Source organism: Bacteroides sp. AM41-16 (genome assembly GCF_003603495.1).
In the GTDB taxonomy this organism is placed as follows: Bacteria; Bacteroidota; Bacteroidia; order Bacteroidales; family Bacteroidaceae; genus Bacteroides; species Bacteroides uniformis.
Genome location: NZ_QTNE01000015.1, coordinates 75864 through 90750, shown reverse-complemented (window position 1 = coordinate 90750; position 14887 = coordinate 75864). Strand labels below are relative to the sequence as shown.

Annotated in this window: 13 protein-coding genes and 1 tRNA gene; 7 read left to right on the top strand and 7 right to left on the bottom strand. The window is 45.9% G+C overall.

Annotated features, from left to right (window positions below):
* Positions 1–14: 14 nt before the first annotated feature.
* Positions 15–2795 (top strand): putative LPS assembly protein LptD, encoded by a 2781-nt coding sequence (locus DW896_RS13790; protein ID WP_117652788.1) that lies wholly within the window; start codon positions 15–17, stop codon positions 2793–2795.
* Between the two features lie 3 nt (positions 2796–2798).
* Here the strand turns inward: DW896_RS13790 and ung are convergent, their stop codons facing one another.
* On the bottom strand, positions 2799–3461 hold the full coding sequence (ung, locus tag DW896_RS13785) for a uracil-DNA glycosylase (RefSeq protein ID WP_005827240.1): 663 nt from the start codon (positions 3459–3461) through the stop codon (positions 2799–2801).
* 104 nt (positions 3462–3565) lie between these two features.
* Positions 3566–4603, bottom strand: a complete 1038-nt coding sequence (gene asnA / locus DW896_RS13780) for an aspartate--ammonia ligase (protein WP_008664075.1) — start codon at positions 4601–4603, stop codon at positions 3566–3568.
* 212 nt (positions 4604–4815) lie between these two features.
* On the opposite strand from asnA, the gene DW896_RS13775 reads away from it, so the two are divergent.
* From DW896_RS13775 to DW896_RS13755, 5 genes are all read left to right on the top strand, one after another.
* Positions 4816–4888, top strand: a tRNA-Arg gene (locus DW896_RS13775).
* Between the two features lie 211 nt (positions 4889–5099).
* Positions 5100–5651 (top strand): peptide-methionine (S)-S-oxide reductase MsrA, encoded by a 552-nt coding sequence (gene msrA, locus DW896_RS13770; RefSeq protein WP_225982599.1) that lies wholly within the window; start codon positions 5100–5102, stop codon positions 5649–5651.
* A gap of 6 nt (positions 5652–5657) precedes the next feature.
* Positions 5658–6131, top strand: a complete 474-nt coding sequence (locus tag DW896_RS13765) for a hypothetical protein (RefSeq protein ID WP_005833171.1) — start codon at positions 5658–5660, stop codon at positions 6129–6131.
* A 90-nt stretch (positions 6132–6221) separates the two neighbouring features.
* Positions 6222–7052 (top strand): MerR family transcriptional regulator, encoded by an 831-nt coding sequence (locus tag DW896_RS13760; RefSeq protein WP_005833169.1) that lies wholly within the window; start codon positions 6222–6224, stop codon positions 7050–7052.
* Between the two features lie 108 nt (positions 7053–7160).
* The gene (locus tag DW896_RS13755) at positions 7161–8042 is read left to right on the top strand and encodes an alpha/beta hydrolase (protein ID WP_009037941.1); all 882 of its coding nucleotides are present in this window, start codon (positions 7161–7163) and stop codon (positions 8040–8042) included.
* A gap of 418 nt (positions 8043–8460) precedes the next feature.
* Here DW896_RS13755 and DW896_RS13750 read toward each other — a convergent pair whose 3' ends face one another.
* Entirely contained in the window at positions 8461–8898 is a 438-nt protein-coding gene (locus tag DW896_RS13750; protein WP_005827221.1) for a PepSY-like domain-containing protein, read from the bottom strand.
* A gap of 211 nt (positions 8899–9109) precedes the next feature.
* Here DW896_RS13750 and DW896_RS13740 point away from each other — a divergent pair, with 211 nt between their 5' ends.
* On the top strand, positions 9110–9679 hold the full coding sequence (locus DW896_RS13740) for a hypothetical protein (RefSeq protein ID WP_009037942.1): 570 nt from the start codon (positions 9110–9112) through the stop codon (positions 9677–9679).
* Positions 9680–9734: 55 nt separating this feature from the next.
* On the opposite strand, the gene DW896_RS13735 is transcribed toward DW896_RS13740, so the two are convergent.
* From DW896_RS13735 to lysS, 4 genes are all read right to left on the bottom strand, one after another.
* Positions 9735–10490, bottom strand: a complete 756-nt coding sequence (locus DW896_RS13735) for an HAD family hydrolase (RefSeq protein WP_009037943.1) — start codon at positions 10488–10490, stop codon at positions 9735–9737.
* 130 nt (positions 10491–10620) lie between these two features.
* Positions 10621–11958 carry a glucose-6-phosphate isomerase gene (locus DW896_RS13730; RefSeq protein ID WP_005827213.1) on the bottom strand — a complete coding sequence of 446 codons (1338 nt, stop codon included), beginning with the start codon at positions 11956–11958 and terminating at the stop codon, positions 10621–10623.
* A 48-nt stretch (positions 11959–12006) separates the two neighbouring features.
* Positions 12007–13002, bottom strand: a complete 996-nt coding sequence (locus tag DW896_RS13725; RefSeq protein WP_009037944.1) for an NAD(P)H-dependent glycerol-3-phosphate dehydrogenase — start codon at positions 13000–13002, stop codon at positions 12007–12009.
* A 98-nt stretch (positions 13003–13100) separates the two neighbouring features.
* On the bottom strand, positions 13101–14831 hold the full coding sequence (gene lysS / locus DW896_RS13720) for a lysine--tRNA ligase (RefSeq protein ID WP_009037945.1): 1731 nt from the start codon (positions 14829–14831) through the stop codon (positions 13101–13103).
* Positions 14832–14887 lie beyond the last annotated feature (56 nt).

The following is a 14887-nucleotide window of genomic DNA, read 5'->3' as shown; positions in this document are numbered from 1 at the left end:
TAAACTATTAGTTAATGACGCCATTGAAAGCAAATACATTCATATCATTCATACTACTATTCGTCTTGCTTCTTCTCTCTGGTGGGGCTGCTTCTCAGCGCCGTAGAACGAAGGTCGCGCCTCCGAATGTTCAGCGGACAGACACGTTGCAGGTAGGGGATAGTTTGCAGATGGGAGTCTCCCTGCAAGGGGGAAAGGGGCTTCCTGCCGATTCGTTGCAACAAGATACGGTAGCGGCTGCGCCTCCCAAGAAGGATGCATTGGATGCTCCCGTAGCCTACGAAGCCAATGACTCCATTGTATTTACGCAGAGTGGCTTTGCCCATCTTTACGGCCAGGGAAAGGTGAGTTATCCGGGTGCTGACCTGGAGGCTGATGTCATCTCTATGGATATGGACAACAGTACGGTTTTTGCCCGTGGCGTGGTCGATTCTGTAGGAACAGCCAAGGGAAGACCGGTCTTCAAAGACGGGGACACCTCCTACGAAACCGATACTATCCGTTATAACTTCAAGAGTAAAAGAGGTCTTATCAGCAATGTTGTCAGCCAGCAGGGCGAGGGATACGTGACCGGTAATAATGCCAAGAAAGGGAATAATGATGAACTCTATATGAGGAGCGGTCGTTACACGACTTGTGACCATCATGACCACCCCCATTTTTATATGCAGATGACTTATGCCAAGGTACGTCCGAAAAAGAACGTGGTGACGGGACCTGCCTATCTGGTAGTAGAGGATGTGCCGCTTCCGCTTGCCGTTCCATTTTTCTTTTTCCCGTTTTCTAGCAGTTACCAGTCCGGTTTTCTGATGCCTACCTATATGGATGACTCCAATCGTGGCTTCGGTCTGACGGACGGTGGATATTACTTCGCCATCAGTGACCAAATGGACTTGAAGCTGCGGGCGGATATCTTCACGAAAGGTTCTTGGGCGCTGAATATGGAGTCGAACTATGTGAAGCGTTACAAATATTCCGGTTTGCTGCAGGCAAGCTATCAGGTGACCAAGACCGGTGACAAAGGCTTGCCCGACTACTCGGTTGCCAAAGACTTCAAGGTGGTGTGGTCTCACCGGCAGGACCCGAAAGCGAGTCCGAATTCTACCTTTTCTGCCAGTGTGAACTTTGCTACCAGTAGTTATGAGCGTACCAATATCGGCAATATGTACAACTCCCAGGCAATGTCGCAGAATACCAAGACTTCCAGTGTCAGCTATTCGCGTAACTTTCCCGACCAGCATCTGAGCATCTCCGCTTCAGGTAATATTGCCCAGACCATGCGCGACTCCTCTATCGCGGTGACTTTACCGGACATGACCATTTCCTTGAGTACCATTTTCCCTTTCAAGCGCAAACATGCAGTGGGAGATGAAAAGTGGTATGAGAAGATTTCCGTTCGCTATACTGGCCGTGTGAAGAACAGTATCAAGACGAAGGACAATCTGTTGTTCAAGAAGAACCTGATACGCGATTGGGAGAACGGTATGCAGCATGAGATTCCGGTAAGTGCCACGTTTACTTTGTTCAAGTACTTCAATGTGACGCCTACCGTAAACTATACGGAGCGTTGGTACACCCGCAAGGTGAAGAAGGACTGGGACGATGAGCAAGGCAAGGAGGTGAATGATACGACCTACGGTTTTCACCGTGTATACGACTACAGTGCCAGTCTGGGTATCAATACCAAAGTTTATGGTATGTACAAGCCATTGTTCATGAAGAAGAAGGAGATACAGATACGTCACGTCATCACTCCCTCCATCAGTTTCAGCGCTGCGCCCGATTTCACTTCGTCCCGTTTTGGCTATTATGACTCTTATATAAAAGACCAGAACGGCATTCGCGATACCGTGCAGTATTCCTATTATGCCGGTCAGGTGTTCAGTCCGCCAAGTGGAGGAAAGCAGGGGCTTATCAGTTTCAATATCTCCAATAACCTTGAAATGAAGTTCAAGGATAAGAATGACTCTATCCGCAAGGTGAGCCTGATTGACGATTTGAGTATGGGTATCAGTTACAACACGGCTGCCCAGGTGCGTCCTTGGAGTGACTTGAGCTTTAATCTCCGTCTGAAGTTGAGCAAGAGTTATACGTTGAGTATGAGCTCTACCTTTGCCACTTATGCTTACGAGTTTGATGAGAACGGAAGGGTGGTGCCCGGTAACCGTACGGAATGGTCGTATGGCCGTTTCGGTCGTTGGTCGGGATATGGTACGTCGTTCAGTTGGACCGTGAACAATGATTCGTGGAAGAAAATAAGGAACTTCTTCACCGGTCAGAAGGATGACGAGGAGCAGGACCAAGACCAGAATGCCTCGACGGAGGGAGACAGTGACATGGAGGGCGAAACCACCGAGGACGGCACTCCGAAGAAGAAGAAGAAGGAAAAGGCTGCTGCCGATGCTGACGGCTATCAAGTATTCAAAATGCCTTGGTCCATCAACTTCAGTACCGGTTTCAATATAACGGAAGACACCAGTAAGCCCATTAATCGTAAGAACATGCGCTATCCGTACAAATTCAGCCTGAATTCCCTTAATATAAACGGTAACGTCAAGCTTACCAATAAATGGGCTGTCAGCTTCAATTCCGGTTATGACTTCAATGCGAAGGAGATAACGCAGACCGCTTTCAACATCACACGTGACCTGCACTGTTTCAGCATGACGGCTGCCATATCACCTTTCGGACGCTGGAAATACTATAACTTTACCATCCGTGCCAATGCAAGTATCCTGCAAGACTTGAAATGGGAACAGAGAAGCCAGACTCAGAGTAATATTCAGTGGTATTGATGTTTACCAAATTATTTCCGTCTCTCCATGTTCCCGCAAATACTCGTTTGTTTTGCTGAAATGCTTGTTCCCGAAGAAGCCGTTATAAGCGGATAGGGGAGATGGATGTGCCGAGGTAAGTACCAGATGTCGGCTACGGTCGATGAATGCCCCTTTACGTTGGGCGTAGGCTCCCCAAAGAATAAATACAAGATGCTCTTTTTCTTCGGCGAGAATGCGGATAGCCGCATCTGTAAATGTTTCCCAACCTCGGTTTTGGTGAGAACCGGCTTGGTGTGCACGTACGGTGAGGGTAGCATTGAGCAGCAATATGCCTTGCTCTGCCCAGCGTGTCAGATTGCCGGTAGTGGGGGCATCAGTGCCAATGTCATTTTTTATTTCCTTGAAAATATTAAGTAAGGAAGGAGGGAAAGGAACACCGTCATTTACGGAGAAACAAAGTCCGTGTGCTTGTCCCGGACCATGATAGGGGTCTTGACCGATTATCACGACTTTTACTTTGTCAAAAGGGCATAGGTTGAATGCATTGAATATCAGCTTTCCCGGAGGATATATTGCATATTTCCCATATTCGTCCCGTACAAAATCAGTCAATGTACGGAAATAATCTTTCTCAAATTCAGGTTGCAGATGTGCTTTCCAGCTTTCTTCTATTTGAACATTCATAATTGGATCTGTTAGTAGTTTCGGATGCTAAAGTACAAAATAAAAAATAAAGTCCAACCTTTTGAGGGGGTGAACTTTATATTATATGACGGGATAAATGTATATCAAATCAGGTGTATATTGTGTTCCTTGCACTCTTTGCGCATATCTTCCGGCCAGATACTGGCTTGTATCTCACCGATATGCGCCTTGCGCAGATAGAACATACAGAGGCGGGACTGCCCTATACCGCCACCGATGGAAAGCGGCAGTGTATCATTCATCAAGCGTTTGTGGAAGTAAAGTTCCAGGCGTTCCTCTTCGCCTTCCTCTTTGAGCTGGCGAAGCAGGGCTTCCTTGTCTACGCGGATACCCATGGAGGAAAGTTCGATGCTGCGTTGCAGGATGTGGTCCCATAGCAGGAGGTCACCGTTCAGTCCGGGGAGGTCGTTCAGCCCTTTGCTGGTATAGTCGTCGTAGTCCGGGGCGCGTCCGTCGTGCTTCTTGCCGTCGCTCAGCTTGCATCCGATACCGATGATGAACACTGCACCGTATTTCTTGCAAATGGCATGTTCGCGGCATTTGGGTTCCAAGTCCGGATACAGTTGGCGCAATTCTTCGGCATGGATAAAGTGAAGTTTCTGGGGCAGGCAAGGCTTGATTTGCGGATACATCTCATATACCATATATTCTGTGCGCACCATAGCTGCATAGATACGGGTTACTATCTCCTTGAGGAATTCCACATTGCGGTCTTCGGCAGTAATGACGCGTTCCCAGTCCCACTGGTCTACATAAAGGGAATGCAGATTGCCCAGTTCTTCATCGGCACGGATGGCATTCATGTCTGTGTAGATGCCATATCCCGGTTCGATATGGTATTCGGCAAGCGTGAGGCGTTTCCATTTGGCGAGGGAGTGCACCACTTCAGCTTTGGCGTCGCCCAAATCTTTGATAGGGAAAGTTACGGCACGTTCCACTCCATTGAGGTCGTCATTGATACCCATTCCTTTCAATACGAACAGTGGAGCTGTCACACGTCGCAGGCGCAGTTCGGAAGAGAGGTTCAATTGGAAGAACTCTTTAATTTGTTTAATCCCTAATTCAGTCTGTTTTAGGTCCAATAAAGGTTTGTAACCTTCAGGTGTTATCAGGTAGCTCATAAATTTATTCAGTATAACTTCTATTAAATTGCTCGGCAAAGATAGGAATAATATTGATACTTGCTTCTGTTTTGTGGGAAAAAAGAACAAAATGTTTGTGTAATTGCGGTTAGTCTTCTCAAAGTAATAATAAAAATATTCCTCGGTTTGATATAAAAAGCGTTTGAATGTTAGGAATCTGCTAATTTTTTTATACTTTTGCATCCACATTTGGCTCCGTAGCTTAGTGAATAGAGCGTCAGATTCCGGTTCTGAAGGTCGTGCGTTTGAATCGCACCGGGGTCACAAAGAAAGGAACTCCCTTTGCATGAATACTTTGCAAAGGGAGTTTCTTTTTATACAATACATCCAGAAAAGTCAACCATACGGTTCTCTTTCTTGTTATAATTTCCATAGAGTTAGAGGTATGAAACAAATAATATTTATTTTTGCAATGTTAATGACTTGTCTGTCCTATGCCGGTAAGCCGGAAGGACGGTCAGAAAGGAGAACAGACATGAAACCAATGAAAGAGATTTATCTGGCAGGAGGATGTTTTTGGGGTACCGAACATTTCCTGAAACAAATAGAAGGTGTGGAGGCTACCCAGGTGGGATATGCCAATGGAAATATAGCCAATCCTACCTATCAGCAGGTATGTACCGGTACCACGGACTTTGCCGAAACCGTAAAAGTACAGTATGATCCCGATGAGGTGGACTTGCCTTTCCTTATCGACCTTTATTTCAAAACGATTGACCCTACCAGCCTCAATAAGCAAGGGGGGGATAGAGGTACACAGTATCGCACGGGTATCTATTATACGGATACCGCCGACCTGCCCGTTATTCGTGAAACCGTTGACCGGCTGGCTGCCAACTACTCCCGTCCGTTGGTTGTAGAGATAGAGCCTTTGAAGAACTTCTATCTCGCCGAAGATTATCATCAAGACTATCTGGACAAAAATCCTGGTGGATATTGCCACATTAACCCCACCTTGTTCGACCTGGCACGTAAAGCGAAGATGAAGAAAGAAGGAGATGGCGAGTATTTAAACCTGGAAAAGTAACGGACAATGGATATACTGTTAATAAGTAATGAAGATACGTGCCGCAGCCGTATCGCGCAGGAACTCCTGCATGCATTTGGCAGGGGAATGAATATCTCTACGGCAGGAATTATGGAGGGGAACTGCGTTCCCGATGCCGTGTGCAATGTGATGGAACAGAATGGTTTCAGCGTGTCTCGCAAGAAACCGTCTGGTGTCGGGACCTATACGCACCGGTCGTGGGACTACGTGATTACCCTATGTAAAGAAGCCGGAGAAGAACTGAAATTTATCACTCTGGATGCCAAGCAGCAGGTGCATTTTAATTTTGAAGACCCCTTTAAAAATCGTTTTCAAAATGAAAGTGAGCAGGAGCAACAAATTGCCGCACTCTATGAAACCATGTACCGGCGGCTGTATGAATTTTACCGCGATGAACTGAGTGGGCAGTTGTTACCCCATTGTACGTGCGGTGCAAACACCTATTGCCGTTGTGAATAGTGAAATATGTGTTTTTTTTGAAGCAATCTCTTGACTCGTCCCTAAGGGCAGGACCTATCTTTGCATCATAAACAAAATGTGCATGAGTTTATGAAGAATAAAATGAAGTTTAAAATCGGAGAGTTTTCCAAACTTTGCCAGGTGACCGTTAAGACGCTTCGTCATTATGAAGAGATAGGATTGATGATACCCGTTGAAGTGGATGAGTGGACGGGGTATCGCTATTACGACATCAGCCAGCTCCGGTGTATGAGCCGTATTGTTTACCTCAAGCAATTAGGGTTCAGCCTCGAAGAGATATCCGAGTTGTTTGCCGATGGCAAGGAATTTCCGGATGCTGAATTGTTGAAGGTTAAAATAGAACGTTGCAAAAACGAGATTGAACACTTGATATGGCGGCAGACCGAACTTGCCAAATTGGAAAATTTACTCCATAAACAAGAGAATGTTATGGAAAAAGTGTTTAAGAAATCCCTCCCTTCAAGAATTTTTGCTACCCATCGCCGTAAAATAGACTCTTATCAGGAGCTGTTCAATCTTTGTCCGAATATCATCGGGCCTGAAATGTACCGTTTGGGTTGTGAATGTCCTGCCCCGGAATATTGTTTCACGGTGGAATATAATGAGGAATATGGGGTTGATATTGATATCGAGTTTTTTGAAGCGGTGGCTGAACGCAAGGAAGATTCGGAACTGATTAAATTCAAGGAACTTCCGGAAGTGCCGGTTGCGCTCTGTGTCAACCATTACGGTGCTTATGAGCATATGCCCGAAACTTTCGCCGAGCTTTTTGCGTATGCCGAGACAAATGGATACGAGGTCATTGACCGTGCCCGGTTTTGCCATATTGACGGCATTTGGAACAAAGAAACGGTGGATGAATGGATGACGGAAATTCAGTTGCCCATCAAACTTTCTTAATCAGCCTTTGATTTCTGCGGAAAGCTTTCAACCGTGAGAATACCTAAAAATAGGGATAGGTAGTCAACTTATTTTCTGCGAACTTTGCAGACTGAAAAAAGAATTGAAATGAGAAGCCTGCATATTCTGTTTATATTGGTAGTTGTCACTTGGCTCGGTTTTCCGCTGAGAGCGCAAGAAGCTATTTCTATCGGGACTCGCCACACTTTGTTTTCGCATGTCTTGAATGAGGCTAGAGAATATTGGGTGTATGTACCTGCAACCCGCCCGGGTGAAAAAGAGGAAAGTTATCCGGTTCTTTATTTGCTGGACGGTGATTCTTTTTTTCATTCGGTGGTAGGTTTTACTCGCTTGTTTTCCACCTCCAAAGTTTCTTCCTTACCGCCCTGTATCGTTGTGGCTGTCCTGAATACAAACAGAACCAGAGACTTTACGCCAACCTGTTCCGCTGCCCGGCGTGACGGAACTGTCCGTCCGGGCGATAAACCGGAAGGGGGTGGGGCAGGACAATTTTGCCGTTTTCTGACGGAGGAGCTACGCCTCGCAGTGGAACAAGACTTGCCGGTGAATGGACAACACTTGTTGGCTGGACATTCTTATGCCGGGTTGTTCACGCTGCATGTTTTGCTGAATTATCCCAGTGCATTTGATACATACATCGCCATAGACCCCAGTTTATGGTGGGATAAAGGATGTTTTCAGAAACAGGTAGAACGGCAGGTAGATAAGGTTGACTTTTCAGGAAAGCAACTGTATGTTGCGTTTGCCACTCAGCCGCGTCTTGATAGGAAGCTGATCCACTTTCCCCTGACAGATGATTTTATAGGGAGTGCAGTTCCTCGTATGGAGAAGCGGCATTTGCGGGTGGTATCAAAAAAGTTCCCGGAAGAGACGCATGGAACGGTTGCTCTTCCGGGATTTTATGACGGACTGAAAACGTTGTTCTTCCGTTCTGCGGTTGGAATTTCTCTGCCGAACAAACCTCTCTGAAAAAAACTCTATTTTTCAGTAAGCTGAATGATATGCGCCATTGTACTAAGGAGACTACCTATACCATGGTGAGGTCTGCCAAAATCCTGAAAGCGTCATAGCCTGAGTCGCCTTCCGGCAGGAAGCGCCGAGAAGCGCCATTTCCTTATAAATCAGTATTTTCAGCTCCGGAGAAGGTTGAGTGTCCTTCTCCGGACACACTGATTAAAAAACTGCAAAAGTGCAGCCGGGGCTTCGTTGACTCCGGGCAATTGGAATAGTAGTACAACCACTGTTGTACAATGAGCGCAGCACCATATGCCCTGCTACCGTACGGAAGTGCATAAAAAAAAACAGTTGCCTGGAGAAACCCTCTCCAAGCAACTGTTTTCAGTTTCTTGATACTTTATAATCTACATATTCTAAATCTTTCTTGTCATCAATCGTCAATGTCAATCACCCTCATTTTAGAGTCAAATGTAATTTCCCAACGATTAGACAACTTTATCTCATACTCATTGTCATCGTACTCAATCTGAAGAATTCTTGCATCCGGATAATTGGTCTTTACATAGTTACGTATCGCTTCCGGTACAATCTGTACAGGAACTTCACTTTGTCTGCATCGTACCTCTTTCCATTCCCCCGATTTATCAAATTCTACCTTCTCCCCATTCGTGAACACCACATCATAGCTTTTATAAAACATTCCCGACTCCAATTTAGCCATTGCCACCTTATGGTCTTTAAAATAAGTCTTGATAAATGTCTGCGCCTTCGCCGGCAACTGGCTCACCTCTATCGGCTTATCATTATCCGCCATTACCATTGTGTGCACTGCAAACATACAAACCAACATCATAACTAATTTTTTCATACTTCTCTATTTTTAATAATTAATACTTTATTTGTTTTCTGTATTACAAAGATGGGAAGGAAATCTGGAAAGAATTGGGAAAAAAACTCTATTTTTGGAAATGAAAAAAAATCTATTTTTGAAAATGGGTGTTGCGGCTCTTCACCTATGAATTTTTGTTTGCAATGAATATTATTTAAAGACACAATAGACTATTTTCCAATATCGGTTTATGGATACCTTTCAATATTTTAAAGAAAGGAAGAAAAGTAAATATTTAGGAGATAGATTTGAGGAATGGGTTGTGAAGAACTCCAATATTAGTAAAGATGGTTATTCGGATCTATGTGATAAGAAAATATTTTGGCGGCTTTTAGATTGGAGAGGTGATAAATACATTGAGGGGTATAGGCCTCTGTCTTCATCATCTCCGGATTTGTTGATGGAGTGTGTTACCACAACGAGTACCATTCATGAAGTTGGATATATTATAGCTGTAGAATGTAAATGGCGAAGTAAGATAGGTTTTTATCTCGATATAAAAGACATTGAAAAGTACGAGGGGTATATGAATTCCAATCTGTTGAACCGTCCGATAAAAAACTTGTTTTATGTTTTTGGCTTTGGATGGTGTGGTGACAGTCCGGAATCTGTTTATGTAGTTCCTGCCAGAGAATTGTATGATTATGATAAAGATACCTGTAGAATAACGTTCCCTATTAAAGAAACCGAGAAGGAGAAAATGGGTAGATTGGAGCGCTTTAAGAAGAAAGACAATAGATGTCTTCTGTATATCAAGTAATGGTATTACTTGGTTATATAAGCTCCAATCAACTGTTATATTGTTTGGGTCGCCGTCAATCTTTGTGGCGAAGGCTATTACTGGCATCTAATGCGGTTTGCAACCTTTCCCAGTCGTCACAAAGCGCCTGCATGGACGGAAACAATAAATCTGCTCCGGCATCCAGTAATACCTGCCTGTCCAGCGGACCGGTATTGACTGCTACAGTGAATATGCCTGCTGCTGTTCCGGCTTGTACTCCGATAGGTGCATTTTCTACAACTATAGCTTCATTGGCTTGTACTCCGGCTTTTTCCAGTCCCATCAAATAAGGCTCAGGATGGGGCTTCCCGTATTTCACATCAAAGGCGGTCACCATGTGGTCGCGCTGAAACATACCGGGGAAGTTGTGGACAAGGCGGTTCAGCAGGGAGTGTTGGCCCGAACCGGTGACAAGTACCGGAATAAGTCCTGCCGCTTTTACCTTTTGCAGTACTTCCCAAGCACCCGGCATACGTTCCGGTTCCGGGTGGGTACTGAATTCGGCGCTTTTCTCTGCATAGATGCTTTCTATCATTTCGGGAGTGGCATCCTTGCCATACTGGCGTTGATAAACGATGTTGATGGTGGAGGCTCCGGTACGTCCCTCGTGCATGTATGCCTCTTCACGGCTCAAGTGCAGGCCATGACGTTCCATTACTTTATGCCAGGCATCGGCATGGTAGGGCATGGAGTTGAACAGTACGCCGTCCATGTCAAAAAGAACTGCTTTCAATTGGATGTTGGGATGCCCGTGCTTTTCCAGATAACGGGCGATAGAGTTTTCGAACACTTGGTAGATTGAGGATTAAAAATTAAGAAATGCGGGGTAAATACATTGAGAGTTGAAAATTGAGAAACGGCTGTACAACAAGCGCAATGAAAAGCCGTTTCCCGATTTTCAACTCTCAATTCTTAATTTATCAGAGTCTTGCCTGGATAGCTTTGGACTCTTCTTCGTAGCCGGGCTTGTTCAGTAATGCAAACATATTCTTCTTGTATGCTTCCACACCCGGTTGGTTGAACGGATTGACTCCCAAAATATAACCGCTGATACCGCAAGCTATTTCAAAGAAGTAGAGCAGACCTCCGATGCTTTCTTCATTCAGTGCAGGGATAACGATGCGCATGTTGGGTACGCCGCCGTCAACGTGGGCAAGCTGTGTGCCCAATTCAGCCATCTTGTTCACTTCGTCCACGTGCTTGCCTGCCAGGAAGTTCAGTCCGTCGAGGTTGGCTTCGTCCGAAGGTACTTGCAGGGAGTGCTGTGTCTTCTCCACGGAGATGACAGTTTCGTAGATGGTACGTTCGCCTTCCTGAATCCATTGTCCCATGGAGTGCAGGTCGGTGGAGAAATCTACGGCAGCAGGGAAGATACCCTTGTTTTCCTTACCTTCGGATTCACCATAAAGCTGCTTCCACCATTCGCTTACGTAGTGCAGTTTGGGATTGTAGTTTACGAGGATTTCAATTTTCTTACCGTTCTTGTAGAGCTCGTTACGCGTAGCTGCATAGATGGCAGCAGGATTTTCTGCAAACGGAACATCTTTTCCACAAGCCTTTTCCATGGCAACTGCACCTGCAACCAGTTTCTCAATGTCGAAACCTGCTATTGCGATGGGCAGCAAGCCTACCGGAGTCAGTACGGAGAAACGTCCGCCCACGTTATCGGGGATGATGAAGGATTTGTAGCCTTCGTTGTCGGCCGTTACGCGGGCAGCGCCCTTTTTGGCATCGGTGATGGCAACGATAACCTTCTTTGCCATATCCTTGCCGCGTTGGTCTTCGCATTGCTTTTTCAACAGACGGAACGCCAAGGCCGTTTCAGTGGTAGTACCGGATTTGGAGATGTTGATAACACCGAATTTCTTGTCTTTCAAGTATTCGGTGAGTTCATATAGATAATCTTCACCGATATTGTGTCCTGCATACAGAATGACCGGAGCCGTTTTCTTGTCTTGCAACCAAGTGAAGCTGTTTGACAAAGCCTCTATCACCGCACGTGCACCGAGGTAACTTCCGCCAATACCGGCAACTACTACTACCTCGCAGTTGTCACGCAACGTCTGTGCGGTAGCCTTTAGGTCAGCCAGGTGCTCTTTAGTGATGGAAGAGGGGAGGTGCAGCCAGCCTAAGAAGTCGTTGCCCTTACCGGTACCATTCTCTAATGCTTCCTGTGCAGCCTTTACTTGGGCTTCATAGGCGAAAACGTTTTCTTTGGAGATGAATCCAAGAGTCTTTTCAATGTTCAAACTAATCATAATATTCTAGGTTTTAAATTCAGTATTTCGTTTTATCTTTTTTCGCGCTTACCGGAATGAATCGGTAAGCAGCTTGATTTCAATCGTCGGCGAGATACGCTCATACAGAATGTTGTATACTGCATCTACAATAGGCATGTTGACATGATAATGCTTGTTGATTTCCTTGATACATTTTGTACCGTAATATCCTTCAGCAATCATTTCCATCTCAATCTGCGCGCTTTTCACGGAGTATCCCTTGCCAATCATCGTACCGAATGTGCGGTTGCGGCTGAAATTGGAATATCCCGTCACCAGCAGGTCACCTAAATAAACGGAATCACTTACGTTTCTGTTCAGCGGATGTACCGTTTGCAGGAATCTGTTCATTTCCTGTATGGCATTGGACATGAGCACAGCCTGAAAGTTGTCGCCATATTTCAGACCGCTGCAGATACCGGCTGCAATGGCATATACATTCTTCAGCACCGAACTGTATTCAATGCCGGCAACGTCATTACTGACAGAGGTCTTGATGAATGAACTGGCCAGTTTGCGGGCAATGGTGCAAGCCTTGTCGGTGTCGGGACAAGCAATGGTCAAATAAGAAAGGCGTTCCAGAGCCACTTCTTCCGCATGGCAGGGACCTGCCAATACAGCAATATTCTCAGCCGGGACGCCATATTCCTTAGTGAAATATTCCGAGACAATCAAGTTGTCATCGGGCACAATACCTTTAATGGCAGTGATGATGAATTTATCCTTAATCTTAGTCTTCAGTTTCTTCAAGTGAACCTTCAGATAAGGGGAAGGTGTAACGAAGATGAGCGTATCAGATTCTTTCACGACATCATTGATGTTGGAGTTGAAGTTGATACGCTTGGTATCAAACTTGACGCCCGTCAGGTAGGCAGGGTTATGACCAAGCCGTTTGAAGTCGGCAATACGGTCATCGCGTCGCATGTACCAATTTATAGACTCCGCTTGTGACAGAACCATTTTTGCAATGGCAGTTGCCCAACTTCCTCCGCCCATGATGGCTATCTTACCGGGTAGTTTCATATCGAAATTAATAATTAAAAATTAAAAATTAAAAGAGGGGAAAGGAGTACCTTCCTCCTCCTCTTATCTTTAATCTTGCCTATTTAATTCTTTAATTTTTAATTCTTAATTCTTCCGACCCAGTCAGCAACTTCGTTTACGGTCGGGTTTGCCAGTTCCAATTTATATTTCTTGTTGATACCGCAGATGTCCATGTGGAGTTTTTGCGGATTCACATCTTTCATGTCACTCACCAGGTTGTAGCCGGCTTTCTGGATTACAGCCACCCAGTCTTCGGGGATGCCCAGCTCTGTGTATCGTGCAGGAGCATCTTTGGGGATAACCTTTTCCGGACGCATCTGCGGGAAGAAAAGTACTTCTTGGATAAAGGATTCGCCCGTCATTAACATGGTCAGACGGTCGATGCCGATACCGATGCCCGATGTGGGAGGCATACCGTATTGCAATGCTTTCAGGAAGTCCTGGTCGATGAACATCGCTTCGTCGTCTCCCTTTTCGCTCAAGCGGAGTTGGTCTTTGAAGCGTTCTTCCTGGTCTATCGGGTCGTTCAGCTCGCTGTAAGCGTTGGCAAGTTCCTTGCCGTTCACCATCAGCTCGAAACGTTCGGTCAGTCCCGGCTTGCTGCGGTGCATCTTGGTCAGCGGGCTCATCTCTACGGGATAGTCGGTGATGAAAGTGGGCTGTATGAAAGTACCTTCGCAGAATTCTCCGAAGATTTCATCAATCAGCTTGCCCTTGCCCATGGTGTCGTCAATTTCCATATTCAGTTCCTTGCACACCTGGCGGATTTCGTCCTCGCTCTTGCCTTCGAGGTCGTATCCGGTCTTTTCCTTGATGGCTTCCAGGATGGGCAGACGGCGGTAGGGAGCTTTGAAGCTAATGCTCTTGCCGTCTATCTCGGTTTCTGTGCAGCCGTTTACGGCGATACAGATGCGTTCCAGCAATTTCTCCGTAAAACTCATCATCCAGTTGTAGTCCTTGTACTGCACGTACAGCTCCATACAAGTGAATTCCGGGTTATGGTTCTTGTCCATACCCTCGTTACGGAAGTTCTTGCCTATTTCATATACACCTTCGAATCCGCCCACAATCAGTCGCTTCAAGTAAAGCTCGGTGGCGATACGCAGGTAGAGGTCTATATCCAGAGAGTTATGGTGGGTGATGAACGGACGGGCGCTTGCTCCACCGGGGATGGATTGAAGAATCGGCGTCTCCACTTCCGTGTAGCCGGCTTCATCCAGCACAGCACGCATGGTCTTGATGACGGTGGCGCGCTTCAGGAATTTTTCTTTCACGCCGTCGTTCACGATAAGGTCTACATAACGCTGGCGGTAGCGGAGTTCGGGGTCTTCGAAAGAGTCGTAAGCCACGCCGTCCTTATATTTCACGATAGGCAGGGGCTTGATACTCTTTGCAAGTACGGTCAGCTTCTTGGCATGGATGCTGATTTCGCCCATCTGGGTACGGAATACGAATCCTTCGATACCGATGAAGTCGCCTAAATCGAGCAAACGTTTGAACACGGTGTTGTACATCTCCTTGTCCTCGTCCGGGCAGATGTCATCGCGGGTGATATATACCTGGATGCGTCCTTTGGAGTCCTGCAATTCGATGAAAGATGCTTTACCCATGATACGGCGGCTCATGATACGTCCGGCAACGGACACTTGGCGAGGCTCTGCATCGTCGTTGAATTCAGCTTTAATATCGGTAGAGAAAGCATTTGTTACATACTCTGCTGCGGGATAAGGCTCAATGCCCATCGCGCGAAGTTCATTCATACTGTTGCGACGAATGATTTCTTGTTCACTTAGTTCTAATACGTTCATTTCGCTATATTTCACTCAATTTGGGTACAAAAGTACGAAACATTTTTCAGATAGCG